We start from the raw sequence: 25,025 nt of genomic DNA, 5'->3' as shown, positions 1-25,025 counted from the left end.
GCGCCGGGAGGAGCCCATGTCTCAGCTGGAACACCTGCGGATCATCGGCGATCGCGTCCTGATCCTGCCCGACGCCGGCCAGCAACGCTCGGGGGCCGGGCTCTACTTGCCACCCAGCGTCAGCGAGAAGGACAGCGTGCAGGGCGGCACGGTGGTGGCCGTGGGGCCGGGCACACCCATGCCCGACCCGGAGAGCGCCGACGAACCCTGGCGGGCCGAAATCCGCCGGCCGCGCCATCTGCCGCTGGAGGTGGAGGTGGGGGACTACGCGCTCTACCTGAAGAAGGCGGCCATCGAACTCAGCTACCGCAACCGGCGCTATCTGATCGTGCCCCTGGCGGGCATCCTGCTGGTGGAGCGCGACGAGAACCGCATCCCGCTGGACGAGCTGCTCGGGGAGTGAGTTTTAGGAAGTGACACGAAGTCCACGAAGACAGGAGAAGGGCACGAAGAATGAGCTGGATTTGAAGGGAGAGATACCCCGCTCAATGCCCGACTGCACGCGCTGGCAGCAGGACAGGTGACTACCACATCCATCTTCCAGCTTCCGTCTTCAAACTTCCCTTGCTTCGTGCTCCTTCGTGTCCTTCGTGTCCAACGCGTCTGCCCCTTGCGAGAGATCAGACAAGCAGGTCAGCCAGCGGCCCGCCCTGCAGTTCGTCCTCCCCGAAGATCGCCAGCCCCCAGCGCCCCGCGGCGGGATCCACCCAGGCCCGGTACATGCCCTGGCTGTTGAAGGCCAGCGCCGCTCCGTCCCGCCCCACGCTCACGCAGCCGCCCTCGCCGCCCACTTCCGCCACGCGCTCCAGGGCCGCGCTCACAGCCTCCTCCAGCGACTGGCCGCCCAGGCGCACCCGGGCCTCCAGTTCGTGGGCGAAGACCGTGCGGATGAAGGCCTCCCCCACGCCCGTGGCCGAGACCGCCAGGGAGCGATTGTCCGCGTAGGTGCCGGCGCCGATCACCGGGCTGTCGCCGATCCGGCCGGCGGGCTTGTTGGTCATCCCGCCCGTGGAGGTGGCCGCCGCCAGGTCGCCGGCGGCGTCGCGGGCCGCCGCGCCCACGGTGCCGGCATCGTCGTCCCGCGCCGGGGCCGCCGCGCCGGCGTGATCCAGCAGGACATGGCCGCCCGCTTGAGCCGCTGCCAGTTGCGCCGCCCGCTCCTCCGTCCGGAACCAGTCCGGATCCTGCAGCACCAGGCCGCGCGCCGCCAGCCAGTCCTCCACGGCCCGGGCCTCGCTGAAGACGCGCCCCTCCTCCAGCAGCCGGCGGGCCGCCCGGATGGGGTTGCGCAGCCGGCGCGCGCCGCAGAGCGCCCCGGCGCGCAGGTCCCGGCCGTCCATCAGCGCGGCGTCCATCTCCACCACGCCCTGTGAGCTCAGGACACTGCCCCGGCCGGCGTTGTAGAGCGGATGGTCCTCCAGCGCCTCCACGGCTGCCTGCACGGCGTCCAGCGCCGATCCGCCGGCGGCCAGCACGCGCCAGCCCGCCGCCAACGCTTGGCGCAGTCCGTCCTGGCGGCCCGTCAGGGACTCCGGCCGGCTGAGATCCGCCCGCAAGGGACCGGCCCCGCCGTGCACCACCAGCAGCGGTCCGGCGGCCGCTGTCACGGCCTGCAGCTTCATGTTTCCTCCTGTGCGTGCGGGCGGGACTCCGCCTCGCGCCAGTCCACCAGTTCGCTGAGCAGGCGGGTGGCGAAGGCGCCGGATTCCAGCGTGAACTCCAGCCCGAGGCTCGGCCCGTCCACGCCCAGCTCCAGACCCTCCGGCAGAGTGCGCAACGCCCGTCGGGTCCCCGGCGCGCGCTTGCCCAGCGAGACCCAGAGCTCGCGCGGCGTTCCAAAGGCCGCCAGGGCCTCGTCCTCCAGCGCGGCGGCCGGACTGCTCGGCGGCGGGGTCAGCCGATCGGCGCCGAAGATGGGTCCGGTAAGCCGCAGCTCGCCGGCCGCCAGCCGCGCCTGGTCCGCCGCCGGGTCGTCGCTGTAGAACAGGCCGCCCGTCGCGGTCTTCTGCAGGATGTCCCCCGCCAGCACCGTATCCAGCAGCCCGCGCTCGTGGCGCAGCAGCCAGTAGAGATTGAACAGCGCGCTCTGCAGCGCGGAGAGCGCGAAGTCGCCCGGCCGGATGCGGCGCGGCTGGGCCAGCAGGCGCAGGCCGATCTCCACGTTGCGCCCCTGCCAGCCGAAGCGTTGGGGACCGAAGAGGTGACCCATCCCACCCTGGGCCAGCAGCGCGGCGGACGAGGCCCGCACGGCGTTCAGGGCCGACTCCGGCGGGGCGTCCAGCTCGCGCACGACGATGCGAAAGCGATTGGCCTTCAAGTGACCGCGCCGCAGCTTGTGGCTGTGGGGGTGGGGCGGGCCCAGTTGCAGGTCGGCGTGGGCGAAGCGCTCCAGCCGCGGGCCCGCGGCAGCCGGCAGGCTGATCCACTGCCGGGTGAGGGCGTGCCGGTCCTTCTGCCCCGCCACGCCGATCTCGCCCCGCGGCAGGCCCAGCTGCCGGGCCACCTCCTGCAGGGCCGTGTCCGTGTTCCAGCCCCGCTTGGTCAGTTCCAGGAAGAGGTGGCCCTCGCCACCGTCGGGTGGGTAGGCGGGAATCTCCGTCACCTGGAAGTCCTCCGGCAGGCTGCGGATCACACCCGCCGGGCGCGGCAGCTCCAACAGCGGGGCCGGGTTCAGGATCTCCTCGCGCCGCTCCAGCCAGGCATCGTTCATGTGTCACTCCAGCGGAAGGCCTTGAGACCGACGAGCGCGCAGCCCGCGCCGAAGGCCAGCAGAATGCCGCAGACCGGCAGCAGTTCGGTCCAGCCGAAGCCACGCCACAGGGCGCCCTCCAGGGCCAGGATCGACCACTTCACCGGGCTGACCGTGCCCAGGGTGCGCATCCACTCCGGCATGAAGAAGAGCGGCACCATCCCGCCGCCCAGCATGGCCAGCACGGTCAGCAGCGACCAGCCCAGTCCGCTCACCGCGCGCTCGCTGCGCCCCAGCACGGAGATCAGCAGCATCAGCCCGGTGAAGGCGAAGGCCGTGGCCAGTCCGGCCGCCACCAGCAGCAGCGGGCGCTCCGCCGCCACGCCGAAGGGCCGGCCGATGAGCATGAGCAGCAGCACCAGTGCCAGGATGGTCAGGAAACAGGCCAGCGCCTTGCCGGCCAGGATCTGGCGGCGCTTGAGGGGTGCGGCACGCAGCCGCCGCAGCGTGCCTTCCTTGCGCTCCACCACCAGCGAGATGCCAAACGAGGCCGCCACGCTGATGATGCCCCACAAAAGGCCCTGGGGAAAGGAGATCTCGAAGGAGGACTGCGGACCCGAGCGCTCGGCCACCAGCTCGCGCGCCGTCACCCGCAAGGGCTCCCAGCCCTGCAGGAAGCCGCCGCCCTGGTCCGCCGTGCCCGCCTGGACCGCAGCCAGGGATTCAGCCACGGCACGGCTCTCCAGGAAGCGGCCCAGTTCGCCCGTCCAGCGTCGCAGGTAGTCCAGCTCGGGCCGCGCGGCCGGCGGCCGGGCCAGGCTGTCGCTCCAGGCCCGCACCTGGGGCAGGAAGGAGCGCGGGGTGGAAAAGCGCTGCTCCAGGCCCTTGAAGGCCTGTTCCATCAACACGCCCTGCAATAGGGCGACTTCGGCCTGGCGGGCTGGATCGTGCAACAGCTCCACGGCCGGCGGCTCCCCGCCGAACAGCCGCTCGCCGCGGGCTCCGAAGCCGGGTTGCACGATCAGGGCGGCCGTGGCCCGACCCCGGCGCACGGCGGCTTCCGCGCCCGCCAGGCTGTCCCGTACGGCGTTCAGACCGGGCCGGGCCGCCACGCTGTCCAGGAAGGCCGCCGAGGCGGCGCTGGAGTCCAGGTCCACCAGCCGCAGGGGGATCCGTCGCTCACTCTCGTCTCCACCACCCGAGAAGACGAAGCCGAAGAACAGCGCGTAGAGCAGGGGAAAGGCGAAGGTGAAGAACAGCCCGGCGCGATCGCGGAGCAGCAGGCGGAGATCCTTGAGGCAAATCGCGAGGATGGTGCCCATCTCAATCCCTCAAATGACGACCGGTGAGCCGCAGAAAGACCTGCTCCAGGTCGGGTTGCCGCAGGGTGAAGGAGTCCAGCGGACCGGCGGCCTGCAGGCGCGCCAGATCCGCCAGCGGATCCCGGGTTTCCACGTGGAGGGTCTCGGAACCCCGCACGGCCTCCAGCTGCGAGGAGCCGTGGGCGGCCAGCAGGGCGGGCACCGTGTCCAAGGCCAGCAGTCGGCCCTGATCCACAATGGCCACCCGGTCGCAGAGGCGCTGGGCTTCCTCCATGTAGTGCGTGGCGTAGAGCACGCCGCGCCCGGCCGCGCGCTGGTTCTCCACCAATTCGAAGAGCGCCAGGCGCGATTGGGGATCCACGCCCGCCGTGGCCTCGTCCAGCAGCAGCAGCGCGGGCTCGTGCAACAAGGCCACGGCCAGGTTGAGTCGGCGCTTCATGCCGCCGGAGAAGGTCCCCACCCGGTCCCTGGCCCGGCCCGCCAGACCCGTCTCCTCCAGCACGGCCGCGCAGCGCCCGCTCAGGCGCGTGCCCCGCAGTCCCTGGATGCGCCCGAAGAAGTCCAGGTTCTCCCGGGCACTCAGCTCGTCATAGAGGGCCAGTTCCTGAGGGGCCAGGCCCAGCCGGGCCCGGATGCGCGGGTCGCAGGGATCGCCACCCAGCACGCGGACGCGCCCGGCGGCGGGAAGCAGCAGGCCGCAGAGCAGGGCCATCAGCGTGCTCTTGCCGGCGCCGTTGGGCCCCAGCAGGCCCAGGATCTCGCCCGGCCGCAGCTCCAGGGACAACCCGTCCACGGCCCGGCGCTCGCCATAGGAGAAGTGGAGCCCTTCCACCATCAGCAGCTCGTCCACACTCCTCCTCTGCCTGTTGCCGTGTCCGGTCCGGACTCACCACGAAGCCCACGAAGAAAAACGAAGATCGGGAAGGAGAAAACGGAGTCAACTCGTCCCACCTGGAACAGTGGATCCAATCAAACTCTTCGTGTGCTTCTGCCCGCCTCCCGCTCTTCGTGGTGAAATTGGTTTGCTTTAGAAGCGCAGAGCGTCCAGGAACTCGCGGGCGCTCAGCGTGTCACAGCCGTAGATCGCCTGCTTGACCCGGGCGCGGCCCGCCTCGTCCAGCTTGGCCGCCGCCAGGCCGTCGAACTTGGCGTCCAGGTCCTCCTGGGTCATGGGCTCGCGCGGATCGCCCTTGGGGTACTCCAGGTACTCCTCCACCTCCACGCCGCTCTTGCTGCGGATCCGCACGCGGCTGGGCTGCTTGGCCGGGAACATCTGCTCAAACTCCAGCGAAGCCTCGCCCTGGATCCGGTCGATGACCTCGCGGATGGCCGGGTCGTGGATCTTCTCGTCGCTGAAACTGGCCGTGCTGATCTTGCCGTCCACGATGGCCGCGGCGACGCAGTAGGGCAGGCTGTGATCCGCCGTCTCACGGCTCTCCGGCCGGTATTTGTGCGGGTCGAACAGGATGTCGCAGGCCCGGGCGATGGTGGTCACCGTGACCTTCTCCACGTCCTGCCAGGCAAAGCCGCCCTTCTTCATGGCCTTGAGCGTGGCCGAGAGGTGGGTGTGGGTGAGCGCCTCCGTCGGGAAGGCCTTCATGCCGCACTCGAGGATCTTCCAGGGCCGGCCGCCCGGTGTCCCCGGCAGCGAGCCCAGCAGGGCGTCCTCGTCCCAACCCGGCCCGAAGCAGTGCTGGAAGCCCTCCTTGCCTTCGAAGACCGCCTCGGTGCCCGTGTAGCCGCGCTGGGCCAACAGGGCCGCCTGCACGCCGGCCTGCACGGCCAGCGGATCCACCGTGTTCTTCATCATGGTCAGCTTGCCCGCCGTGGGGCAGCCGATGGTGTGGCTGTGGCAGCCGGCGATGCCGATGGCGTGCACCAGCTGGTCTTCGTTCAGCCCCAGCAGCAGGCCGGCCACCAGCGGGCTGACGAACTGGGTCAGCGTGGCGTGATGCCAGCCGCGCTCGCGCACGCCGGGCGTGGCGAAGAGGCAAAGGCGCATCTCGAACTCGTAGGCCACCAGGATGGCCAGCAGCACGTCCTTCATGCTGCGGCCCGCCAGCTCCCCCGCCGCCAGGGCCGCCGGAATGAGGTCGGAGGGATGGCTGGGGTCCTCCTTCCAGTAGATATCGTTGAAGTCCAGCGCGCGGATCATCAGGCTGTTCACCAGGCTGGCGCTGATGGCCGGCAGGCGCTCGCCGAACCCGATCAGCGTGGCCTCGGGCTTGCCGCCCAGCTCCGTGTAGAGGCCCCGCAGGGCGCTCACGTCTCGCGTGTGCACGCTGCCGTAGGCGCAACCGATGGAGTCGTAGAGGAAGTGGCGGGCCTTCAGCAGAACGTCGGCGGGAATCTCCTCATAGCGGAGGCCGAGCACGAATTGCGCCATCTGGCGGGAAAAGCTGGTCATGGGGCTCCTCGAAACTTGGGTTCGCACGGGTCGGGAATCCGGCGCTCAAGGTAGCAAGGACGAGGCGCCCTCATTCGTCGAGCAGGGTTTGGCTAGTCAGTGTAATCCAACCACGGAGGCACGGAGGCACGGAGACTCAGCAGGACAAGGCTGTGATTTGAGCTGGGCCCGCGTTCCACGTCTGACTCTGTGTCTCTGAGACTCGGTGGTGAGTCTCTCAGCGCAGCAGCGTCACCGAAGTCAGGGCCCGCCGGCCCGCCCGCACGCCTTCCACCCAATAGCGCCCGCTGGGCAGAGCGTCGGCCTCCCAGATGAAGCGGCCGCCGCCCGCGTCGTGCTCCTCGCACAGGCGGCCGGCCGAGTCGAAGATGCGCAGGCGCGTGCGGCCCGGGCCGGGCGGCAGCTCGAGCTGGACCTGGGAATTGAAAGGATTGGGCCAGGCGCGCAGCTCCAGGCGCTCCGGACCCGCGCCCCGCTCCGCCGGCGGCAGGGCCGGCGGCACGGCCGTGTCCGCCTCCAGGATGTAGAGCAGGCCCTCGTCCAGGGTGGCGCGCCAGAGGCCCCAGCTGTGACCCTCGTGATACAGGCGCGCCAGGTGCGGCACGCCGCGCTCCTCCAGCAGGGCCACGCAGGGCTCGGAGGTCTGGATGATGTCCTCGATGTCGTAGCTGCCCCAGTTCAGATAGACGCGCAGGCTGTCGGGGCTCAACTGGGCCAGGGCCTGACGGTTGGCGGCTGGGATGTAGGGGCTCATCAGCACGCCCCGGCCGAAGGCGGCGGGAAAGTGGCCCAGCAGATAAGTGGAGATGTTGCCGCCGTCGGAGGCGCCCAGGCTGATCCAGCGCGCCGGATCGTCGTAGGTGGCCCACTGGGCGCGCACCGCCGGCAGCACCGTGTCCACGATGAAGTGCGCGAACAGGTCCTGCTGGGTGGTGTGGTACTCGGCCGTGCGGTTGACGGGCGGCACGCAGACGAAGATCGGCAGCTCCAGGTTGGGGTGCTGGTCCGCCAGCCAGGCCACCACATTGCGCAGGGAGCCCAGCGTGAGGTACTCCGAGCCGTCGTGGACCACGCAGACGGGCCGCGCCTGGCCTTCCTGGTAGCCGGGCGGCAGCAGGATCTGGATCGTGCGCGTGTTGTTCAGCTGCGGGCTGTAGAAGGCCGGCCAGCTGACCAGCGTGCCATTGGGCAGGCCCAGGTTCTGGATCTCTTGCGGCTGCACGTACTCGGGCATGGCCAGCTCGCTGTTGGGGCCGAAACCGCCCGAGCAGGTGTGCGGGTTCAGCGGATCCAGGATCCACTCCGAGCCGTTGCGCACCAGCTTGTAGTCCAGCCGTGCATCGGCCTCGCAGAGGAAATGCCGCTCCCACAAGTTGGTGCCCGCGATCAGAGTCAGGCTCAGGTTGGGCGACCAGCCCGTCATGTCTCCCGCCACGGCCAGGCTGGAGGCCGTGCCCCGCCAGATGAACCAGGCCCCGTCGGCCTCGCGGATCGGTGTCTCGCCGCCAGGCAGGTGGGCGAACAGGCTGTCCACCACAGCCTGGCGCTCGCCCACGGGACGCCCCAGCAGATCCGTCAGGAACTCGGCGAAGCCCTGGGCGCGCAGGGGGGCCCAGAACAGCAGGCAGAGCAGGAGTAAGGTGAGGTGCTTCATGGCAAGTCCTTGATTGGTGCTGGATTCAAGGAGCCAATTCCCCGGGCGGGCCTCAAGTCGAGAGTTTATTCTGACGATGATTCAATTTGAAACCCTATCACCCTTCCTTCCCCCCCAGGAGGTGTCATGGCTCGCAGCATCCATCAACGAATCATCCGCCTGGCCGTGCTCTGCGCCCTGGTGCCCGTCCTGATGATTCTCGTCACCATCTGGTGGCGCGAGCAGAGCGTGGGCCGGGCCATCGGCTCCGACTTGCGTGCCCAGCTGGAAACCGAACTGAACCACATCGACTACGGCATCCTGCAGACCTGCCGGACGTCGGACGAATTGATCCGGCGCCAGGTGGAGGCCAACCTGCTGGTGGCCCGCCAGACCCTGAGCGCCCGCGGCTTCGGCCCGGCGGGCGGCAGCGTGAGCTGGCCGGCGGAAAACCAGCTCAGCAAGGAAAAGGGCAGCGCCAATCTGCCCGCGCTGCGCATCGGCGGCCAGGTCCTGGCGCCCAATTCCTCCTTTGAGCAGCCGACGCCGCTGGTGGACGAGGTCACCCAGGCCGTGGGCGGGACGGTGACCCTGTTCCAGCGCATGAACGAGCAGGGCGACATGCTGCGCGTGGCCACCACCGTCAAGAGGAAGGACGGCAACCGGGCCATCGGCACCTACATCCCGGCCATCCAGCCGGACGGCCAGCCCAACCCCGTGCTGGAGCGGATCCTTAACGGCGAGGAGTATCGCGGCCGGGCCTTCGTGGTGGACGCCTGGTACATCACGGCCTACTCGCCGCTCAAGGACGCCGCGGGCCGCGTGACAGGCATGCTCTACGTGGGCATCCTGCAGGAGGCTCTGCCCGCCCTGCGCCAGGGGATCCTGGACATCGTGGTGGGCCGCACGGGCTACGTCTTCGTGCTGGGCGGCTCGGGCGAGCAGGAAGGCGTCTACATCATCTCGCAGAAGGGCAAGCGCGACGGCGAGTCGATCCTCAAGGCCAAGGACGCCGAAGGCAAGGAAGTCATCCGCGACATGGTCAGCCGGGCCAAGGCCGCCAAGGGCGAATTCGTCCAGGTGCGCTACCTGTGGACGGACACGGTGAGCGGACGGACGGCGCCCAAGGTGGCCAGCGTGGTCTACTTCGAGCCCTGGGACTGGGTCATCGGCGCCAGTTGCTGGGAGGATGACTTCATGAGTCCCCTCCAGCGCCTGAAATCCCAACTGCTGATCACCCTGCTCTGGGTGGCGGCCATCGGCGGCCTGACCTTCGGCTTGGCGGCCTGGCAGGCCCGCAGCCAGGGCCGGCGTCTCACGGCGCCCCTGCACCGTCTGACCGAGATCACCCAGAGCGCCATGGCCGGGGACCTGAATCAGGACGAAGCGCTGGAGGCCCGCGAGATGCGCGAGTACTCGGAGCTGGCCCTGCTCTCGGAGGGCTTCCTGGGCATGATCCGCGCCATCCGCGACAACCTGGGCCTGTTGGAGGACCAGCGCGCCTATCTGGGGCGCAACGTGGAGCATCTGTTGGAGGCCACCAACCGCTTCGCCGCCGGCGACCTGACGGTCCACGTGGTTCAGGAGCGGGACGACGAGTTGGGCCGCCTGATCGAAGGCTTCAACCGGGCGCTGGGCTCGCTGCGGCAGCTGATGGGCGGCCTGGCCAGCAACTCGGCCGAGCTGGGCCAGTCGGCGGAGGGCCTGGAGCGGATCGCCGGACAGCTGCGGCAGGTCTCGGGCGACACGCGCCACCAGGCCCAGGGCGCCACGGCCAACCTGGCCCAGGTGGACGGCGGCATGCAGACCATGGCGGCCGCCACCGAGGAGATGTCCGCCACCATCGAGGAGATCGCCCAGTCCTCGCGGCAGGCCGCCCACGTGGCCGGCGAAGCCGTGCAGTCCGCCGATCAGGCCGGGCAGGCCATCCAGACCCTGGACGAATCCAGCCAGAAGATCGGGGCCGTGATCCAGGTGATCGACAGCATCGCCAAGCAGACCAATCTGCTGGCCCTGAACGCCACCATCGAGGCGGCGCGGGCCGGGGAGGCGGGCAAGGGTTTCGCCGTGGTGGCGGGGGAAGTGAAGGAGTTGGCGGCCGGGACCTCGCGGGCCACGGAGGACATCCGGCGGATGATCGACGCCATCCAGCACGACACCACGCGCACCGTGGACGAGATCGGCCACATCCTGGAGGTGGTGACCCGGATCCGCGACCTGCAGGGCAGCATCGCCGGCGCCATCGAGGAGCAGTCGGCCACCACGCGCGAACTCAGCCGGCAGATCGGCCACGTGGCCGGCGACACGTCCCAGGCCGCGCGGGCCATCGAGAGCGTGATGAACGGGACGGCGGCCACGGGCAAGGGCGCCGACGACACCTTCGACTCCGCCGCCCAGCTGGCCAAGCTGGCCCAGGCCCTGACGGGCCAGGTGGCGCAGTTCAAGTACTGAGCGTGGTGCGGTCCGGCGTCAGGCCTTGAGCGCCAGCCGCAGGCGCAGCTGCTCTGGACGCAGGGTGTTCGACGGACGACCGCCCTGCTCCGCCAGCAGCGCCAGCCCGGGGGCCAGCGTTTCCACGGTGGCGTGCCGGCCCTGGGCCTCGCCCAGCGGCAGGCCGTCGGCGGGAATGCGCCGGGCCTGCCCGTCCTGTTCCAGCCACAACCGGCCCTCGCCCGCGCAGACCAGGTCCGCGTGACCGCGGCCGCCCTGGGGGTCCGGATGCACCAGGGCCAGCCCGAGGGAGCGCACCACAGCGGGCTGGGGCAGTGCGCCCTCGCGCCTAGCCTCGCGCAGCCGCAACTCAACGGCCTCGAGCACGCGGGCCGGATGCCGGGCGGCGGCGGCCTGTTGCAGCAGCCAGCCGCGCAGGGTGAGCAGCAGGCGCAGGGCGGCCTCCGACTCTCCCTCGCACTCCAGGGCGCAGAGCAGCACGCGGTCCTGACCCACGCGCCAGAGGTTGATCAGCCGGGCGCCCTCGTCCCGGGGCGGATGCCACTCCAGCGCCACCCGCCCGGGCAGGGGATTCTCCTCCACGTCCAGCAACTGGCGCAGCCGCTGCAGGCCGGGCGCGGAGCGCTCCAGCGGCAGCGGCCACTCTCCCAGCGCGGGCAGCAGCGGCTCGAGCATGTCCAGCAGGCGCAGCTGCAACTCCACCTCGGGCACCAGACTCTCCAGGTAGGCGAAGAGCCGGTCGTCGAAGAAGCGCGGCGTGTCCGCCGAGAACCAGAGGATGCCGCGGCGGTCCAGGCTGAACCAGGGCAGGCGCACGTTGGAGCGCACGCCCTCGCGCAGCGCCACCTGGGTGGACAGGGAGACGCCCCGCTGTTCCAAGTGGGCCGCCAGGTCGTCGATGCGATCCCCGCGCCGCCGCTCCAGCAGGGGTCCCAGACTGGTGGCGCGCAGGGGCATCACGTGGAACTGGTCGATGAACAGCGAACCCGGCCGGGCGCGCTGGAAGGGCACGGGCACCACCAGGCCGTCCTCGCTGACGAAGGCCAGGCCGATGCGGAACACCCGGCCCCGGGGTGGATCCCCCATGGGACGCAGGGCGACGGCGACCTCGTTGACGTGGATCAACAGGGCCTGCGAATACTCGTCCAGGCTGCGCACCTGGGTCTGCCGCTCGCGAAAGCGGCGCCGCGAGGCGTCCAGGCGCTCCTGGCTGTCCGGGGAGAAAATGTTCATGGGTGGAATCAGGGCGCGACCCGCCGGACATCCGCCGGACATCCGCGGGTCGCGCCCGCGATCTCAATACTTGGGCTGCACGCCGGCTTGGCTCAGCATGTAGTGGATGGCGTCGTAGAGGTCCTTTTCCTGGCAGTCCATGCACGTGCCCTTGGCGGGCAGGGTCCCGAAGGTGCCGGTGAAGCCCTCGGTGACGTGCTTGATCAGGGTGGGCATGCCCTTGGCGGCCTGGGTCTCCCAGCGGACCTTGTCCGTCAGGGGCGCGGCGCCGGAGACGCCGGTCATGTGGCAGGCGAAGCAGGCCTTGTCGTAGACCAGCTTGCCGTTGGCCAGGTCCACCGGATAGGCGGGACCGGCGGGAGCCACCGCGGGGGCCGTGGTCTCGGCGGGCTTGTCGCCGCCGCCGCAGCCCAGCATGAACAGGACGCCCAGGCAGGCTCCCAGGGACAGCATGTTCTTCATCAGGATCCTCACGTTGTTGAACAATAGACTGCGCGCAAGGTAGAAATAACGGCCTGTCCGCCGTCCCGACCCCGGACCGCCGAATGCCATCTTTCGCGGCAAACCGGGGAGGACCGCATGAACGCCGAGACCCTCATCAGCCAACTGGAAGGCCAGGCCCGCTTGATCCGCGACCTGCTGCTGGACACCCCGCCGGAGGCCGCGCGCTGGCGGCCCGGGGCGGAGAGCTGGTCCCTGCTGGAAGTGACCGCCCATCTGCTGGATGAGGAGCGCGAGGACTTCCGCCTGCGCCTGGACCTGACCCTGCATCAGCCCGACCGGGAGTGGCCGCCCATCGATCCCCAGGGTTGGGTGCACGCCCGCGCCTACCAGGAGCGCGAGCTGGACGCGGTGCTGGAGGCCTTCCTGCGCGAACGCGAGGATTCCCTGGCCTGGTTGCATGGGCTGCGGGAGCCGGACTGGGGGCGCGCCCACGCGCATCCCGCTGGGTTTTCCCTGCGCGCCGGCGATCTGCTGGCGGCCTGGGTGGCCCACGACCTGCTGCACGTGCGGCAGATCGCGCGCCTGCAGCTGCAGCGGCTGGCCCGGGACTGCGCGCCCTATTCCCCGGACTACGCCGGCCCGCTCAGCTGACCCGTTCGCCCACCCGGCCCACCAGCAGCGTGAAGTCGTCGGCGAAGCCCTCGCGCCCCTGGAAGCGGACCACCTCGCGCTCGATCAGGCCTACCAGCTCGCCCGGCGTGCATTCGTCGTGGCGCCGCGCCAGCTCCGCCAGCCGCGCCTCGCCGAACTCCTCCTCGCCCATGTCCAGGGCCTCGCTCACGCCGTCGGTGTAGAGCAGCAGCAGGTCGCCCGTCCGCAGCTCCAGCTCGCCGCGCCCGTACTCGGCCTCCGGCAGCACGCCCAGCAGCAGGCCGGTGGAGTCCAGCCGCTCCAGGCCGCCCGCCCGGCGGATCACCAGGGGCGGGTTGTGGCCCGCGTTGACATAGAAGAAGCGGCCGGAGCGCGGGTCGAAGACGCCGACGAAAAAGGTGATGAACTGCTCGTCCTCGGTGTTGGCACAGATCAGCTGGTTGATGCCCTCGACGATCTCCTCCAACCGGCCGCCGCCCCGGATGGACGTGCGCAGCGAGGCCTGCAGGTTGGCCATCAGCATGGCCGCCCCGGCGCCCTTGCCCGAGACGTCGCCCACGGCCAGCACGGTGCGCCCGTCCGGCAGGGGCACCACGTCGTAGTAGTCGCCGGCCACCTCCAGGCAGAACAGGCTGCGCGCCATCACCTCCAGCCCGGGCGTGGCGGGCAGGTCCGAAGGCAGGAAGCGCTGCTGGATGCGCCGCGCCATGGCCAGTTGCTCGTCCAGCCGGCGCTTCTCCAGGTTCTCCTCCAGCAGGCGCAGATTCTCCGCGGCCAGGGCCACCTGGCTGCTGAGCGTGGACAGGGCCCGCAGCTCCTCCCCGCTGAAGTCCTCCCCGTCGCGCTTGGCGCCCACGGCCAGGAAGCCCGCCGTCTCGCGCGAGACCCGCAGAGGCAGCAGCAGGGCCGTCTGCCGCGCGCGCAGCCACTCCACCTCCGCCGGGGCGAGTTCCAGCCGCCGGCTGGCCAGCAGTTCGTCCAGCGGCAACGGGGCCTCCAGGTCGGCCAACAGGGTGAAGAGCGGCGACTGGGCGGCAAAGGGCGTGGCCTCGCCGCAGGAGGGGCAGACGGTTCCCGCGCCCTCGCGCAGCACGGGGACGACGGAGCCCGTCTCCAGCTCCTCCAGCAGGCGCTCCTCCAGGTGCCGCCAAAGGCTGGCGCGGTCGGGCATGGCGATGATCCGCTGGTGGAAGCCCTGCACCATGTCGCGCAGGCGCTGGCGCTCGGGGAAGACCCGGCCCTCCAGGGCCGTCATCAGCCGGCGTTGCAGAGGCACGGCGGCCAGGGCCAGCAGCAGGGCCGTCAGCAGGACCGCGCCGCGCGCGCTGATCTGCAGCCAGCCCAGCACCAGCTGGGCGGCGCAGAACAGCCCGGCCACCAGGACGGCCAGCAGCAGCGCGGCCCAGAGGGCGTAGCGCGTGCCGCGCCGCAGGCGACCCTCCACCTCCAGCAGGCGGTAGCGCCCGAAGGCCCAGGCCGTGGACACGGGGGAGAGCAGCACGGTCAGCAGGACCAGGCTGATGGTCCAGAGGATCACGGCCTGGGGCCAGCGCGCGGTCCAGGCGGGAAGCAGGTTGAAGAGCAGGATCAGCGCGGCCAGCAGGGCCAGCCCCGGGCCCGAGCCCATCAGCACCAGCGCGCCCTGGCGCCGCTCCAGCGGGCTGCGCGCGTGCCGCACGCACCAGAGCAGGCGCAGCAGGCCGCCCAGCACTTGCAAGGCCAGCACGGCGAAGATCCAGGGCCCCAACCAGACCGGTTGGCCGGGCAGGACCTGCGCCGTGCCCTGCAGCAGCATGGGCAGGTAGCAGACCAGGTAGACGGGCCAGCGCCGGCCGCGGAACCACGAGAGGGGCCGGGGGAAGAGCAGCAGCAGGTGCAGCCAGAAAGCGCTGAAGCCCATCGCCAGCACGCCCAGGCCGGCCTGCAGCCAGCGCTGGCCTGGGATCTCGAAGGCCGCGTAGGAGCCGTTGAGCATCACCACGGCCACGGTCATGAAGGAGGCCATGGACAGGCTAAACAGCAGCAGGGCGCGCACGCCGGGGGAATCCGGCCGCCGCCGGAGGGCCCAGAGCCCCACCAGGGCGAAGGCGAAGGCCGTCAACGTGCGCAGGACCAGCAGCACGACGAAGGAGACCAGCTCCCCCGCGGGCACCGGCCGCGTGCGCAGCCGGCCCTGCTGGATCCCGTCCGCCCCGCGCCAACTCAGGCGCAGCTCGCGCCCGGGCGCCGCGGGCTGGTGGATCCGGGCCAGGATGGCGGGCAGGTCGCGCAGGCTGTCCTCGAGGGCCAGCAGGGTGTCCCCGGAGCGCGGGACGGGGGGCGCGGGGAAGTCCACGGTGGTGACCCGCTCGAAGATGGCCAGGCTGTCCGTCCGCTGCTGGAGGCTGCTCTGCACCGTGCCCGAGGCCGCCCAGGCCGCGACCTTGCTGGCCTCGCGGGTGAAGAAGACGGCCATGTAGGCCAGCAGCAGGCCGGTCAACGCGAACAGGAGCCCGTGGAACAGGCGCTTGGACATCGGCGGTCTCCGGAACCAGGATTGAGAGTTGGTCACGCTGTGGCCCGCGCAGCGGGTTCGGGTGCGGGAAAATACACAAGCGGAAGCGGACCTCGCCCGGGAGATCGCCTGTGGGAGATCGCCTGTGGGAGATCGCCTGCGGGAGATCGCCTGCGGGATTCCGCCCGCGGCAGGATAAGGAACAGGCGGCCCGGGGCCGCCTGTGGGTGGTGTCTCACATGATCATCGGATAAGGCGGCGCGGCTCAGGGGCAGGACTCGTCCACCTGACCGTCGCAGTTGTTGTCCACGCCGTCGCCGCAGATCTCCGCGGAGCCGGGCCAGACGCTGCTGTTGGAATCGTCGCAGTCGCCGGACGTGGACGTGTAGGACCCCCAGGGCATCTCGCAGGCCCAGATGCCGGATCCGTCGGCGCCCCAGCCGTCGCCGTCGTTGTCCGGGTACCACATCTGGCCGAGGCCCTCGTCGGTCTGGCCGTCGCAGTTGTTGTCCTGATTGTCGCAGATCTCCGGCGCCCCGGGATAGATGGCGGCATCCGAGTTGTTGCAGTCGCCGGCGGCCTGCGCCCAGTAGCTGAACGGCGGCACGCAGAAGCGCTGCCCGGCGCCGGCGCCGTACCCGTCCTGGTCCTCGTCGTAGTAGTAGGTGAGCCCCGTGCTCGGGTTGTCGTCCACCTGGCCGTCGCAGTCGTTGTCCAGCCCATCGCAGACTTCCACGGCTCCCGGATGGCGGGAGGCGTCGCTGTCGTCGCAGTCGCCGTCCACCATCACCCAGCCCGCCGGGGGTTCGCAGGTGAGGCGGCCCGCCGGCCCGCGACCGAAGCCGTCGCCGTCCGCGTCCGGGTACCACCAATAGGCTTCGAAATCGTCGTCGGGGGTGCCGTTGCAGTCGTTGTCCTGGCCGTCGCAGACTTCCGTCGCGCCGGGATGCACCGCGGCGTCCCGGTCGTCGCAGTCGTCCCCGCCGAACTTCAGCGCCGTGTATCCGTCGCCGTCGGCGTCGGGCAGGCTGTTCAACAGGGCCAGCAGCTGGGCGACGTTGTCCGCGTCCAGCTCGTCCACGCGCTGGGCCCGGAAGGCGTGGGGCACGCTTCCCAGGTGCATGCGCGGACTCAGCTCCGCCTCCCCGTTCACGCGCACGCCCAGCCACAGGTCGTCGGCAAAGGTCCCGGGATCCAGGCTGCTCTCCCCGCCCAGCAACACGTGGAACAGTCCGTCCTGCAGCGGCACGCCGCCGTGGCTCTCCAGCCAGACGGGCGTGGGATCGGTGGCGCTGGCGTACAGGGCGAAGTGCAGGGTGACGCTGCCCGTCATGGGCGCGCCGCTGTCGTCCAGCAGACGGCCCTGGTGGTGGATCACGGAGGGCGCGGCGGCCCCGCCGCCGGCCAGCAGCAGGGCCAGCAGTCCGGTGGTCAAAAGGGTGGCAAGGCGCATCAGCGGGTCTCCTCCAGCGGGGTGTTCAGTGCGGTGACGCGGTACCAGCGGCGGGCGTCCGCCGCGGCGGCGCCGGCATCCAGCCACTGGGTGTCCGGGGTTTCGAGCAGCAACACGGGCGTGCCGGGCCAGCTGGAGCCGGACCACACCCGGTAGCGCGTGGCGCCGGGCACGGAGCTCCACGCCAGGGCGAGGTCGCCGCCCAGGGGCTGGATGTCCAGCCACGGGGCGCCCAGAGCGGCGGGAACGAATCCCCAGGCCAGCCCGCCCAGCTGCAGGCGGGTGGATCCAGCCGCGGCCGTGCCCGGCGGCAGGGCCTGGCCCAGGGCCGCCTCCAGGCGGGCGGGGCCGCTCCACGAGCCGCCCGCAGCCACGAACTCCGCCCCCACCAGGCGGGTGGCGGAAGCGGGACCGGCCAAGCCGGTCACGAAGAGGCAGGCGCTTCCCAAGACAATCCAGCGCATGATGGTGGCTCCTGTTGGGGTTGGGGCGGAACGAAGGCATACGACGCCCAGAGCATCCACTCTGAAGCCGTGAATGATTTGACGAGTGGTGGGCGTCGCGGGCCGTCGTCCGCCAGGGGGTCAGGACGAGGCGCTGATTTGGGCAGCTGACGCCGCCCGCGCTGCGTGTCAGGATCGCATCCAATCCCCAGCGAAGCCAGTGGACCTGGTGGGGGGGATCCGGGAAACAAGACCCCGTCGCGCCGAAGCTCCGCCGGACCGGCTGACGGTCACGGGAGAACGGTCACGCGAAGTCCCGGATCGCGGGGCCGACCCGCGGTCATCAACCAGTATGAGCCCGCCGGCAATCCAGCCAGGTCCAGGCGCACCTGGCGTGCGGTCAACCCGGTGCCCGCCCGGCCCTCTTCCCACACCAGGCGTCCTGCCACATCGTAAAGGCGTAGACAGCCGGAGCGCGGGTCCGCCGGCACATGCACGGTGAGGGAACCGTTGCAGGGATTGGGCCAGGCCCGGAGCGGCTCCAACGCGACCGGACCTTTCGGCCGAGCCGACCACACGGCGTCCACCTCGCGCCAGCCGATCTCCGGACCCGCTCCATGGTAGTCCGTCGCGTCTACCAGCAGCGTGTCCGCCCAAACGCTCCAACCCGCGCTGTACTGGCGGATACCCGCATCCACAAGGAGCGACTCCAATGCAGGCGTGTAGGGGGCCGGCGCGCCTTCCCACCACAGCGGCGGGAGGTCCAGGTTGCCCTCTTCCCAGACCAGGTGCGCGTCGTCGACGTCCAGGGCCTCGCGTCCGCCTTCCGCCAGGCAGTGCGACACGCCCACGGCGGTCCAGTCCATGTTGTCGCCCGCCAGGACCACCAAGGGTCCAGCGTCATTCGCCAGCACGCTGTTGACCAGCACGGCCTGGGCGCTTCGAATGGAGAGGCCGGCGCCGGCTTGGTGGTTGTCGGCCACGGTGCAGTTCACCAGTGCGACCGCCATCTCCAGTTGGCCAGCGAAGACCGGACCCACGTCCAGCACAGGACCGCCGGCCAGGGTGTTGTCCGCCATCAGCGTGCCCCGCAGCATGAAGCGGCTGGGATTCCCTCCTCGCCCCAACCGCGCCAGGCTCCGACCCTCCTGATGCACCGTGTTGCTCAGCACCACGCACGAGTCCATGGTCAATGCGGCCGTGCTGCTGGCGATGTTGGCGCTGACGAACAGCAGGTCCGCCTGCACCTCGTTGCGCAGCAGCGTGGTGCCGTGGAGACCCGCCCGCACGACGCTGCTGCCCGTGCCGCTTTCGGCGGCCAGCAGACCTCCCTGGGCCTCGTTGCCTTCGATCCAGCAATGGTCGGCCGTCAGGGTGGCCAGCGCGGATCCGGTGCCACTCGACAAGGAGAACACGTCACCCTGGACGATGTTGTCCTCGATGCGGCACTCGAGGGCCACCAGGTCGGCCACGGCGTACCCGGTCCCTGCGTGGGCGCGGAACAGGCTGCCCAGGGACTGGTTGCCCGAGAACAGGCAATCGTCGGCCCGGAAGGCCGTGCGCACATCGCCCGTGCCCGCCTCGAGCTGCGCGATGCCCGCTTCCACCTGGTTGTCCACCAGCTTGCACCCGTCGAGCCGCACCTCCACCAGTTGGTCGCCGGTGCCCCCCTCCACCCGGAACAGGCTGCCGGATCCCCCTGGCGCGTCCTCCAATGAATGGTTCCGCTCCAGCCAGCAGTCGGTCAGGCTGAACCGGATGCGCTCCTGGTTGCCGTGCACCCTCGCCACGTATCCGATGGTGGCGGAGTTGGCGCGGAACAGGCAATTCTCGGCCAGGACGAGTAGGGAATCATCCCAGAGGTAGGACGCGAAGCCCAGGGCTCCCCCAGACGTGGCGGAATTGCCCAGGAACTCCACCCCCTCCAACCGCAGGCGCAAGGACGGGCGCGAGCGCACCAGGATGCCCCCTCCGGTTGCGGCATGGTTGTCCTCCAAGCGGCAACTCCGCACCAGTACTTCAGGTGCATTCACTTCCAGGCCGGACACCCCGCGTCTCACCGTGAGGCCGCGCAGCTCGGTGGCGTTTGGGCCTGCGGAAACGATGCGCACCACGCACCCGAGGGAATCCCCGTCCACAACGGTGCGCGACACCAGGGTGGTGTCGTCCTCCAGCAGCAGGTGAGAGGTGAGCAGGATGGCGCGGTCCTGGATCAGCAGGCGCTCGTGATACACCCCCGGAGCCACGAGCACGGTGTCACCTTCCGCGCAGGCGGCGATGGCGGCCTGGATGGTGGCGTACGACGCGGGCACGGCGTGTTGGCGGGCGGGTGCGGGACTCACCGCAAGCAAAAGGGCCAGCAGGCCCAGGGCAACGGGCGCCATGAGAGTCTCCCATGCAGAAAGGTTGAGACACTCTAGCACTGCTTCGCATGGGTCGAAACAGAAATCGGCGAATCCAGCTGGATCCGCCGATTCTTCAAGGCACCGGTGGCACGAGTCTCAGTTCACGGCCACCACGCGATAGAGGCGCAGGGCATCCGCGGGCGCGCCGCTGCTCCAGGCCGGGCTGACCGTCACGGCCTCGCTCGCCCACGGTCCGCCCAGGACCGTTGCGCTCTCCACGCGGTAGCTGCTGGCCGCCGCCACGGGCGACCAACTCAGCTGCACAAGTCCTCCCTCCACGGCGATGACCAGATCCGTCACCGGTCCGGGCACGGGCGTGACCGGCAAGAGGCCGGTGGTGAACAGCACGGCCAGGCCCGCCGCGGGCGCCGGGTTGCTGGCGGGCAGCGTTCCGCCCGGGGTGTTCAGCCCGTTGCCGCGGCCGTAGAAGTACTGCAGACCGGCGCTGCCGGCGGGGTTCTCGATGCCCACGGTGGCGTTGTCGCTCTCGCCCACTTCCTGCCACTGCATCAGGATGGCCCCGTCGCCCGTCACGGTGGGATGGACGGCGGGATCCAGCAGGATCACCTGGAAGGTCTCGAAGGCCGTGGCCGGCGTGTACTGGCGAATGGTGTGGAACTCCACCACGAAGCGCCCGCCCGCCGCGTCATGCCAGGTGCTGATGGCCCCGCTGGCCGCCTGCTGCGGGGAGAGGTCCTCCCAGAGCGCCGCCAGCACGGCGTTGGGCGCCGCGGCGGTGGGGATGGCCTGCCCGCGCCACTCCACGCTGCTGGTGCTGCCCAGCGCCAGCCAGCCGTTGCCGCAAATCGACAGGCTGCTGAACTCCTGCCCGTAGTAACGGAAGGGGAAGGGCAGGGGCAGCGCCAGAGTCTGGTCGTCGCCCGTGAACTCCAGGGCCGTGCCCGCGCCGCCCTGCTCCGGGTCGATGGGACTCCACTGGAACTGCACGCGAGTCTGGCCCTGCAGCACGCGCTGCTCGCCGTCGGCGTCCAGCGTCACCTGGCTCGAACTCCAGTCGGAATCGCCGGGATCGTAGGCGCGGTAGCCGTAGGAGTCCGCGGCCTGGGGATCGTGCAGCTCGCCGGCGGCCCCGCGGGAGACCAGCGTGTAGGTCGCCCCCACGGGCAGCAGGAAATCGAAGGCGCCGTCCAGCCCGGTGAGCTGGGCGGGCAGGTCCACGGCCTGGATCAGGACCTCGGCGCCGGCCAGCGGCTGACCCTGGCCGTCCAGCACCACGCCGGACAGGTGGGCGCGGGGCACGGGCAGCAGCGTGAAGTCCTGGCTCAGGCCCCCTTCCTCCGGCATCACGAGTTCGGCCACCCCGGCCTGGTAGCCGTAGGCCGTGACCGTGAGCGTGTAGCCGCCGGGCTGCAGAGCCAGCGAATAGGCGCCCAGGGCGTCCGTCAGCGTGCTGCGCCCGCCGGGCTGGGCCGTCACAGCGGCTCCCGCCAGCGGCAGGCCCGTGTCCTGGCCCAGCACCACGCCGCTCAGCAGGCCGCCGCCGTAGGTGGAGATGGCCTGGGCCGCGGCGAAGAGGTTCAGGCGCCCGCCGGAGACCGTGATCCCCTGCAGGCCGGGCTTGGGATCCACCGTGCCGAGCAGGATCTCCTTCAGCAGCAGCGCGGCGCCGGCGGGATCGGCGTTGTAGAGCGCCGTGAAGCCCGGGCTCGCCACGGAGTGCAGGAAGGCGATGGCCCCCGCCACGTGGGGCGTGGCCATGGACGTGCCGGTCAGCGTGGCCGTGCTGTTGCCCGTGTAGGTGGAGAGCACGGCGGTGCCCGGGGCCCCCAGGTCGATGGTGGTGGCGCCATAGCCCGCGCTGCTGTACTTGACGTCGGTGTTGGTCGTGTTGGTGACGGAGACCAGCCAGTCGCTCGAGCAGCTGGTGGGCACATCGCCCTGGGTGTCCACGTTGTAGTTGGCGTTGGCCGTGGCCCCGGCGGAGAGGACGCCCACCTGGCCCAGGGCGTCGTAGAGGTCGTTCCAGATGGGATAGCTGCCGCTGTTGCAAAAGGCCAGGTCCACGCCGAAGCTGGAGTTGGTGGCCACCACGTTGGCGCCCTGGCTCCCGCCCGACTGGAGCCAGCGGGTCTTCTCCACCAGCACGTAGTTGTAGCCCGCGCTGACAATGGACGTGGTGCTGGATGAGGCGGCCACGGGCATCAGCTTGACGTTCCAATTGACGCCCGTCACCTGGCTGCCGTCGTTGCCGCGCGCGCCCACCGTGCCGGCCACGTGCGTGCCGTGGGCGTGGGTCGGAATGCCGCCGTCGTTGCCGTAGGCGTCCCAGCCGTTCAGGTCGTCCACGTAGCCGTTGCCGTCGTCGTCCACGCCCGTGCTGCCCCCCAGCTCCCCGGCGTTCACCCACAGGTTGGGCGCCAGGTTGGAGTGCGTCAGCTCCATGCCGCCGTCCACCACGGCCACCACGATGGGGTCACCATTGCCGTCCGTGCCGCCCGTGCCCAGGTCCCAGGCCTCCGGCGCGTCGATGTCCGCGTCCGCCGTGCCCGACTGTCCCGTGTTGTGCAGGTCCCACTGGCTGCCCCAACTGGGATCGTTGGGGAAGGTCGTCCGCAGCTCGAGCTTGTGGTCCGCCTGGGCCCAGCGCAGGGCTTTGTTCCCCTCGAGTTCGGCCAGGGCCCGCTCCACGCCCAGGCCCTCCTTCAGCTCCACCAGCCAGATGCCCAGGCTGGGCACCAGCTCGCGGCGGGCCTGCAGGCGGGAGTCGCCCAGCAGCAGGTCCGCCTCCGGGGCGGAGCGGACGGGCTGGTCGAAGCGGACCAACAGTTGGCCCTCGACCACGGGCGTGCCGCCGGTGGTCCAGGCCAGGGCGGAACCGGTCAGTAGGGCCTGCACGGCCAACAGGGCGACAACGCGACGCATCTTCACCACTCCTCCTTCCGGCTCTCGCCGGGGGCGCTACAACGGTTCTCCCGGCCGCAACGGGCGAGGGGCGAACACTGGCTGCTTGGGTATGATCGGGCAGACCGAAGCTACTGTTTAGCGCCGGGTCAGGGAAGAAAAATTCCGCCGCCGACAAGATGCGGCCGCGCTGCGCGCCCGTCCCTGCTTTTTCGTTGTGACACGGCCCCGGCCCAGGCCGCGCGAGCCGGCCGGGCAGGAAAAGCCCTCCGGCCGCGCGGGCAGCCGGAGGGCAGGTCGTTCTGTGGGCGGGCTTCCGCCCGTGGATTACTTGACCAGGACCAAGCGCTGGCACTCCAGCCGGCCCTCGCCCTGCAGGCGGGCGAGGTAGAGGCCGCTGGCCAGACCTTCCGCCTGGAAGACCACCTGGTGCGTGCCGGCGGAGCGCAATCCCTGCGCCAGCACGGCCACGCGCCGGCCGGCCAGATCGAAGACGGCCAGTTCGACGACCTGCGCCTGCTCCAGCGTGAAGGCCAACGTGGTGGACGGGTTGAAGGGGTTGGGCCAGGCCGGCGCCAGGGCGAAGCCGCGCGGCGCGTCGATGGCTTCCACCACCGGCGCCGTGCTGTTGGGCCCACGGGGCGTGCCGCCGTCCACAAACGAGGCCTGCCAGTTGGCGGCCAGGCTGTTGTCCAGCGCCGGGGCGATCAATTCCAGGCTGGGACCGCTGCCGTCGGGCGTGGTGGGCCAGGGGCTGGCATCGTCGTACACCACCCGGTCCATTTCCTGGGCGGAGGCGTTGCTCAGCACGATGGCCTCGCCGTCGTTGGAGAGGGCGCCGGAGGTCCACTGGAAGTCGGGCAGGAAGCCGTAGCGGGCCGCGAACGCCTCGGAATTGACCGCCAGCACGCGATACTCGCCGGGGGCGATGAAGCTGCCGGCGGGGAAGGTGAAGGTGACGCCGGAGAGGCTCCAGCCGCCCAGGTCCACGGTGGCCGTGCCGTGGTTGAAGAGTTCGATGAACTCATCCACATCCGTGCCTGCGGCCAGTCCGTTGTAATGCAGTTCGTTGATCAGGATCTCCACCGTGCCCGCAGCCACCGTGTACCCCTGCCAGTCACCCAGCGTGGTCTCGGCATTGTCGTCCTGGGCCAGCACGCGGTAGGCCACGACGGCGCCCGCCGCCTGGGCCGGGATCAGCACCGTGAACAGGTCGCCTCCCTGGTTGGACATGGCCAACAACTGGCTGGGGTTGCCGTCCACCGCCACCTCCAGTTGCACCAGCGCCAGGCCCGTGTCGTCGGTGACCGTGGCCGACACCGTGACCGCGTCCAAGAAGGAGGGCGCCACCGGGCTGTGGGCCACGCCGCTGATCACAGGAGCGCTACCGCCGCCGGCGAAGACGCTGTTCTGCGCGCCGGGAGTGCCGTAGTCCACGCCCGTGCTGGCCGCCCAACTCGTGCACAGGCTGTTGTCCTGCGCCGGATCCAGCAATTCCAGACTGGGCCCCTGGCCGTCCGGGTCCAGCGGCCAACAACCGCCGTCGTCATAGGGCACGGTGTCCACCACCCCGGCGGAGGCGTCGCTCAGAGTCAGGGTCTCGCCGCCGTTGTTCAGGTCGCCCGAGGTCCACTGCACCACGTTGGTGAGGTGGTAGGGCGCACCCGTGTACGTGCTCGCCAATTTGGCCACCACGAGGTAGCCGCCCGCCGGGATGCTGGTGCCGGCGGCGAAGCTGTGCACCACGCCGGAGGTCACGGCCCAGCCGCCGAGGTCGGCGTCCACGGCGCCCGTGTTGTGCAGTTCGAAGAACTCGTAACTGGTGTCGGCGCCGGGATCGGGGTTGTAGTGGATCTCGTTGATCACCACTGCGGCAAACAGGGGTCCGGCGGTGATCAAGGCCGCCAGGGTCAGTCCGGTCTTCATGCTCCGTCTCCTTCCACTCATGGATTCGTCACATCAGGTTTTGGGCAGGGGCGGCGGGGAGCCGTCCCGATCAGCGCCCGCAAGCAGGCGCTTGTGCATTCAGACCGGATGAGCCTCAGATTTCCGCTCCAGGTCTCCTGACAGGGATTCCCGGTGCGGAGTCCGGACTGCCCAACCCGAGACGCAACACTGGGGCCACGTGCTGAACCCTGGGTCAATTTGGATTGATCTCTCTGCCGGATGAACGCTTTTGCAAATCCGGATGGTTCAGAATTTGCGGGGTAGGCCCTCTCAATCTCAAAGCGACTCAGTTCTTTCATAACAGATTTGTGACATGTCACATTCCTACGAGCTGGAAAGGCCCCGGCAGGGCTCGTAACGTGTTGCACAACATCACGATCACTGGGTTATCCATGGTTGGTGGTGGTTGGCACAGATGTTGTCCTATCCTTGCCAGGGCCAGGGGCTCCAGGCAGCCTGCCCGATGACGATCACCCTCAGGGCGTGGTACAATCATGCGACTTCCGATGACGAAAGGGTTGGGTCCCGGACAATGGCATTGCGTTCTAGCTAATCCCGCAATTGACCATTTCTATCCTTCAATCGAGATTG

The 25,025-nt window shown here is 70.2% G+C and carries 17 protein-coding genes; 3 read left to right on the top strand and 14 right to left on the bottom strand.

Annotation, left to right across the window (positions count from 1 at the left end; genetic code table 11):
- Nucleotides 1-16: 16 nt before the first annotated feature.
- Complete coding sequence (locus WC326_09755; protein MFA7331342.1) at nucleotides 17-403, top strand: co-chaperone GroES family protein; 387 nt, start codon at nucleotides 17-19, stop codon at nucleotides 401-403.
- Between the two features lie 217 nt (nucleotides 404-620).
- Here WC326_09755 and WC326_09750 read toward each other — a convergent pair whose 3' ends face one another.
- The 6 genes from WC326_09750 to WC326_09725 form a co-directional block, all read right to left on the bottom strand.
- A complete protein-coding gene (locus WC326_09750; GenBank protein ID MFA7331341.1) occupies nucleotides 621-1,622 on the bottom strand; it encodes an isoaspartyl peptidase/L-asparaginase in 1,002 nt (333 codons plus the stop codon).
- Complete coding sequence (locus WC326_09745; GenBank protein ID MFA7331340.1) at nucleotides 1,619-2,710, bottom strand: tRNA pseudouridine(13) synthase TruD; 1,092 nt, start codon at nucleotides 2,708-2,710, stop codon at nucleotides 1,619-1,621. The genes WC326_09750 and WC326_09745 overlap by 4 nt, the downstream gene beginning before the upstream one ends.
- Nucleotides 2,707-4,011: an ABC transporter permease gene (locus WC326_09740; protein ID MFA7331339.1), complete on the bottom strand. Its 1,305-nt coding sequence runs from the start codon at nucleotides 4,009-4,011 to the stop codon at nucleotides 2,707-2,709. Before WC326_09740 ends, WC326_09745 begins: the two co-directional genes overlap by 4 nt.
- Before the next feature lies 1 nt (nucleotide 4,012).
- Nucleotides 4,013-4,861, bottom strand: coding sequence for an ABC transporter ATP-binding protein (locus tag WC326_09735; protein MFA7331338.1), 849 nt, complete (start codon nucleotides 4,859-4,861; stop codon nucleotides 4,013-4,015).
- Nucleotides 4,862-5,038: 177 nt separating this feature from the next.
- Entirely contained in the window at nucleotides 5,039-6,418 is a 1,380-nt protein-coding gene (locus tag WC326_09730) for an MmgE/PrpD family protein (protein ID MFA7331337.1), read from the bottom strand.
- A 217-nt stretch (nucleotides 6,419-6,635) separates the two neighbouring features.
- Nucleotides 6,636-8,072, bottom strand: a complete 1,437-nt coding sequence (locus tag WC326_09725) for an alpha/beta hydrolase-fold protein (protein ID MFA7331336.1) — start codon at nucleotides 8,070-8,072, stop codon at nucleotides 6,636-6,638.
- Between the two features lie 126 nt (nucleotides 8,073-8,198).
- Here WC326_09725 and WC326_09720 point away from each other — a divergent pair, with 126 nt between their 5' ends.
- Nucleotides 8,199-10,502 (top strand): methyl-accepting chemotaxis protein, encoded by a 2,304-nt coding sequence (locus WC326_09720; GenBank protein MFA7331335.1) that lies wholly within the window; start codon nucleotides 8,199-8,201, stop codon nucleotides 10,500-10,502.
- Nucleotides 10,503-10,520: 18 nt separating this feature from the next.
- Here WC326_09720 and WC326_09715 read toward each other — a convergent pair whose 3' ends face one another.
- Both WC326_09715 and WC326_09710 read right to left on the bottom strand, forming a co-directional pair.
- Nucleotides 10,521-11,735 (bottom strand): hypothetical protein, encoded by a 1,215-nt coding sequence (locus tag WC326_09715; GenBank protein ID MFA7331334.1) that lies wholly within the window; start codon nucleotides 11,733-11,735, stop codon nucleotides 10,521-10,523.
- Between the two features lie 63 nt (nucleotides 11,736-11,798).
- Nucleotides 11,799-12,197, bottom strand: coding sequence for a c-type cytochrome (locus WC326_09710; protein MFA7331333.1), 399 nt, complete (start codon nucleotides 12,195-12,197; stop codon nucleotides 11,799-11,801).
- Between the two features lie 117 nt (nucleotides 12,198-12,314).
- Between WC326_09710 and WC326_09705 the strand changes: the two genes are divergently transcribed.
- Complete coding sequence (locus WC326_09705; GenBank protein ID MFA7331332.1) at nucleotides 12,315-12,830, top strand: DinB family protein; 516 nt, start codon at nucleotides 12,315-12,317, stop codon at nucleotides 12,828-12,830.
- Here the strand turns inward: WC326_09705 and WC326_09700 are convergent.
- The 6 genes from WC326_09700 to WC326_09675 all read right to left on the bottom strand — a co-directional run bounded on the left by WC326_09700 (nucleotide 12,823) and on the right by WC326_09675 (nucleotide 24,413).
- Nucleotides 12,823-15,345 (bottom strand): SpoIIE family protein phosphatase, encoded by a 2,523-nt coding sequence (locus tag WC326_09700; protein ID MFA7331331.1) that lies wholly within the window; start codon nucleotides 15,343-15,345, stop codon nucleotides 12,823-12,825. The two genes, WC326_09705 and WC326_09700, sit on opposite strands and share 8 nt — an antisense overlap.
- A 244-nt stretch (nucleotides 15,346-15,589) precedes the next feature.
- Nucleotides 15,590-16,777 carry a putative metal-binding motif-containing protein gene (locus WC326_09695; protein MFA7331330.1) on the bottom strand — a complete coding sequence of 396 codons (1,188 nt, stop codon included), beginning with the start codon at nucleotides 16,775-16,777 and terminating at the stop codon, nucleotides 15,590-15,592.
- Complete coding sequence (locus WC326_09690) at nucleotides 16,777-17,241, bottom strand: hypothetical protein (GenBank protein ID MFA7331329.1); 465 nt, start codon at nucleotides 17,239-17,241, stop codon at nucleotides 16,777-16,779. The genes WC326_09695 and WC326_09690 overlap by 1 nt, the downstream gene beginning before the upstream one ends.
- Before the next feature lie 269 nt (nucleotides 17,242-17,510).
- Entirely contained in the window at nucleotides 17,511-19,604 is a 2,094-nt protein-coding gene (locus tag WC326_09685) for a hypothetical protein (GenBank protein MFA7331328.1), read from the bottom strand.
- Between the two features lie 117 nt (nucleotides 19,605-19,721).
- Nucleotides 19,722-22,508: a S8 family serine peptidase gene (locus WC326_09680; GenBank protein MFA7331327.1), complete on the bottom strand. Its 2,787-nt coding sequence runs from the start codon at nucleotides 22,506-22,508 to the stop codon at nucleotides 19,722-19,724.
- A gap of 306 nt (nucleotides 22,509-22,814) precedes the next feature.
- A complete protein-coding gene (locus WC326_09675; protein MFA7331326.1) occupies nucleotides 22,815-24,413 on the bottom strand; it encodes a lamin tail domain-containing protein in 1,599 nt (532 codons plus the stop codon).
- Nucleotides 24,414-25,025: the final 612 nt, after the last annotated feature.

The organism is Candidatus Delongbacteria bacterium (assembly GCA_041675285.1).
Taxonomy (GTDB): Bacteria; CAIWAD01; CAIWAD01; order CAIWAD01; family CAIWAD01; genus CAIWAD01.
The sequence above is the reverse complement of the archived record's forward strand: the minus strand, read 5'-3'. Positions and strand labels throughout refer to the sequence as shown.

What these genes read in the sequence shown, in the direction of transcription:
- WC326_09755 (MFA7331342.1), top strand. Translation starts at nt 17, where the DNA reads ATGTCTCAGCTGGAACACCTGCGGATCATCGGCGATCGCGTCCTGATC.
- WC326_09750 (MFA7331341.1), bottom strand. Translation starts at nt 1,622, where the DNA reads ATGAAGCTGCAGGCCGTGACAGCGGCCGCCGGACCGCTGCTGGTGGTG.
- WC326_09745 (MFA7331340.1), bottom strand. Translation starts at nt 2,710, where the DNA reads ATGAACGATGCCTGGCTGGAGCGGCGCGAGGAGATCCTGAACCCGGCC.
- WC326_09740 (MFA7331339.1), bottom strand. Translation starts at nt 4,011, where the DNA reads ATGGGCACCATCCTCGCGATTTGCCTCAAGGATCTCCGCCTGCTGCTC.
- WC326_09730 (MFA7331337.1), bottom strand. Translation starts at nt 6,418, where the DNA reads ATGACCAGCTTTTCCCGCCAGATGGCGCAATTCGTGCTCGGCCTCCGC.
- WC326_09725 (MFA7331336.1), bottom strand. Translation starts at nt 8,072, where the DNA reads ATGAAGCACCTCACCTTACTCCTGCTCTGCCTGCTGTTCTGGGCCCCC.
- WC326_09720 (MFA7331335.1), top strand. Translation starts at nt 8,199, where the DNA reads ATGGCTCGCAGCATCCATCAACGAATCATCCGCCTGGCCGTGCTCTGC.
- WC326_09715 (MFA7331334.1), bottom strand. Translation starts at nt 11,735, where the DNA reads ATGAACATTTTCTCCCCGGACAGCCAGGAGCGCCTGGACGCCTCGCGG.
- WC326_09710 (MFA7331333.1), bottom strand. Translation starts at nt 12,197, where the DNA reads ATGAAGAACATGCTGTCCCTGGGAGCCTGCCTGGGCGTCCTGTTCATG.
- WC326_09705 (MFA7331332.1), top strand. Translation starts at nt 12,315, where the DNA reads ATGAACGCCGAGACCCTCATCAGCCAACTGGAAGGCCAGGCCCGCTTG.
- WC326_09700 (MFA7331331.1), bottom strand. Translation starts at nt 15,345, where the DNA reads ATGTCCAAGCGCCTGTTCCACGGGCTCCTGTTCGCGTTGACCGGCCTG.
- WC326_09695 (MFA7331330.1), bottom strand. Translation starts at nt 16,777, where the DNA reads ATGCGCCTTGCCACCCTTTTGACCACCGGACTGCTGGCCCTGCTGCTG.
- WC326_09690 (MFA7331329.1), bottom strand. Translation starts at nt 17,241, where the DNA reads ATGCGCTGGATTGTCTTGGGAAGCGCCTGCCTCTTCGTGACCGGCTTG.
- WC326_09685 (MFA7331328.1), bottom strand. Translation starts at nt 19,604, where the DNA reads ATGGCGCCCGTTGCCCTGGGCCTGCTGGCCCTTTTGCTTGCGGTGAGT.
- WC326_09680 (MFA7331327.1), bottom strand. Translation starts at nt 22,508, where the DNA reads ATGCGTCGCGTTGTCGCCCTGTTGGCCGTGCAGGCCCTACTGACCGGT.
- WC326_09675 (MFA7331326.1), bottom strand. Translation starts at nt 24,413, where the DNA reads ATGAAGACCGGACTGACCCTGGCGGCCTTGATCACCGCCGGACCCCTG.